Annotated in this window: 3 protein-coding genes; all 3 read right to left on the bottom strand. The window is 63.3% G+C overall.

What is annotated here, in order from left to right:
- Positions 1–811 (bottom strand): tRNA pseudouridine(55) synthase TruB (truB, locus tag EN939_RS28980; RefSeq protein ID WP_127271124.1); only part of this gene is annotated, 811 nt, incomplete at its 3' end.
- Complete coding sequence (gene rbfA / locus EN939_RS28985; protein WP_127270705.1) at positions 811–1251, bottom strand: 30S ribosome-binding factor RbfA; 441 nt, start codon at positions 1249–1251, stop codon at positions 811–813. The genes rbfA and truB, both read right to left, overlap by 1 nt.
- A gap of 125 nt (positions 1252–1376) precedes the next feature.
- The coding region (gene infB / locus EN939_RS28990; protein ID WP_127271126.1) for a translation initiation factor IF-2 at positions 1377–2665 on the bottom strand (1289 nt) is incomplete at its 5' end.

A 2665-nucleotide genomic window follows, 5' to 3' on the forward strand; every position in this document is an offset into this window, starting at 1 on the left:
CCGATGTGTCGACCAGGAGCGCATCGATGGCATCGAAGTCGATTGGCACTTCCACCTTGTCGGCAGCCTCTGCCGTGTCGGCGGCTACCGTAGCGTCGGCGATATCAGTCGCGTCCGCGTTTCCCTCCACCACGCCGAAACGGGCAGCTTCCAACTCGGCGATGGTAACGAAGTCCTCCGAGGTGAACGGTTCGACCTCGACCCGGCGCAATTCGCTGATATGGCCGAAACAGCCCATGTCGCGGCCCATGTCGCGGGCCAGCGAACGCACATAGGTGCCCTTGCCGCACTCGACCTCGAAAACAGTATGGTCGGCGCCATGCTCGACAACGTCCAGACGGCCGATCTCGATCTCTCGCGCGGGTATGTCGACCGTCGCACCGTCGCGGGCCAGATCATAGGCGCGCTCGCCGGCGATCTTGATGGCCGAGAATTGCGGCGGCGTCTGCATGATGACGCCGGTGTATTTCGGCAGCAGGGCGAGCACCTCGGCTTCCGACGGACGCAGATCGGACTCCTTCGACACCGGACCTTCGAGGTCATCGGTGGAGCGCTCCTGCCCCCATGCGACGGTGAAGCGATAGATCTTGGCGCCGTCCTGCACGTAGGGAACGGTCTTGGTGGCCTCGCCAAGCGCGATCGGCAGCATGCCGGACGCCAGCGGATCGAGCGTGCCGGCATGGCCGGCTTTTTCCGCCTGGAACAGCCATTTGATCTTGGAGACGGCTTCGGTCGAGCCCATGCCGACCGGCTTGTCCAGGATCAGCCAGCCCGAGATCGGCCGGCCCTTCTTCTTGCCGCGGCGCGCCACTATTCGGTGTCCTTGTTGTCGTCTTTGTCCTGGTCCGCGTTTTGCTGGTCCTCAGGACCCAGATCGCGCGCCACTTCCGGCGATTTCAAGAGGTCGTTGATCCTGGCGAAATTGTCGAAGGAGGTGTCGAGCTTGAAGCGAAACTCCGGCATGAATTTCATCTGCCGCAGCGCGCCGGAGACACGGCCACGGATGAATTTCGCATGCTTGTTCAGCGCCTCGACCACCGCATCGGTATCCTTGGCGCCGAGTGGCGAAACGAAAGCGGTAGCGACCTTCAAATCGGGCGACATGCGCACTTCCGAGACCGACACCACGGTGTTCTCGATCAGCGGATCGATGATCTCGCCGCGCTGCAGGGTTTCGGACAGCGCATGGCGCACCTGTTCGGCGACGCGCAGCATGCGCTGGGATGGGCTGGATGTGGTTGGACGGGGCATTTTTCTCTATCCTGAAGCGTGAGGCGCGGGATGGGACCGTGCCGCATGTCTCATATGGGTCGTTCTCAATAGACCTCGGGCGGCGGCCTTTCGGCCACCGCCCGGTATGGACAAGTCACTCGAACTCAGAGTGTCCGGGTCACCATCTCGACGCGGAAGCACTCGATGACGTCGCCGACGCGCATGTCTTCGTAATTCTGGAAGGCCATGCCGCACTCCTGGCCGCCGGGGACTTCCGAAACTTCGTCCTTGAAGCGCTTCAGGGTCTTCAGCGTCCCTTCGTGGATGACGACGTTGTCACGGATCAGGCGCACACCCGCGCCACGCTCGACCTTGCCTTCGGTGACACGGCAGCCGGCGATCTTGCCGACCTTGGTGATGTCGAAGATCTCGAGGATCTGCGCGTTGCCGATGAAGGTCTCGCGACGCTCCGGCGACAGCAGGCCCGACAGAGCCGCCTTCACGTCATCCACGAGGTTGTAGATGATCGAGTAGTAGCGGATCTCGATGCCAGCCGCCGCTGCGGCGGCACGCGCCTGGACGTTGGCGCGGACGTTGAAGCCGATGATCGCGGCACCCGAAGTCTCCGCCAGCGACACGTCGCTTTCGGTGATGGCGCCGGCGCCGGCATGGACGATGCGCGCACGCACTTCGTCGGTGCCGAGTTTGTCGAGTGCGGCGTTGATCGCCTCGATCGAGCCCTGCACGTCGCCCTTGATGACCAGCGGGAATTCCTTCAGCCCGCTTGTCTGCAATTGCGACATCATCTGCTCAAGCGAACCGCGCTGGCCGGCATGCTTGGCAACCGCCTTCTCGCGCGCCAGCCGCTGGCGGTATTCGGTGATCTCGCGGGCACGGGCCTCGTTGTTGACCACGGCGAAGCGATCGCCGGCCTGCGGTGTGCCCTGCAAGCCAAGCACTTCCACCGGCATCGCCGGCGGCGCTTCCTTGATCTGCACGCCACGATCGTTGACCAGCGCACGCACCCGGCCCCATTCGTTGCCGGCAACAAGGATGTCGCCCGGCATCAGCGTGCCGGTCTGCACCAGCACGGTCGCGACGGGGCCACGGCCCTTGTCGAGCTGGGCTTCGATGACGACACCCTCGGCGGTACGATCCGGATTGGCCTTCAGGTCGAGAATTTCGGCCTGCAGCAGGATCGCCTCGAGCAGCTTGTCGAGATTGGTGCCCTTGGTCGCCGACACTTCGACGTCCAGAACTTCACCGCCCATGGATTCGACGAAAACCTCGTGGCGCAGCAGTTCGGAGCGCACTTTCTGCGGATCGGCATCATGCTTGTCGATCTTGTTGATCGCCACGATGATCGGAACGCCGGCCGCCTTGGCATGGCTGATCGATTCGATCGTCTGCGGCATGACGCTGTTGTCGGCGGCAACCACCAGGATGGCAATGT

It is taken from the genome of Mesorhizobium sp. M7A.F.Ca.CA.002.05.1.1 (assembly GCF_003998335.1).
GTDB lineage: Bacteria > Pseudomonadota > Alphaproteobacteria > Rhizobiales > Rhizobiaceae > Mesorhizobium.

Bases quoted from the DNA above. Each gene is read 5' to 3' on its own strand.
- rbfA (WP_127270705.1), bottom strand. From the start codon at position 1,251: ATGCCCCGTCCAACCACATCCAGCCCATCCCAGCGCATGCTGCGCGTC.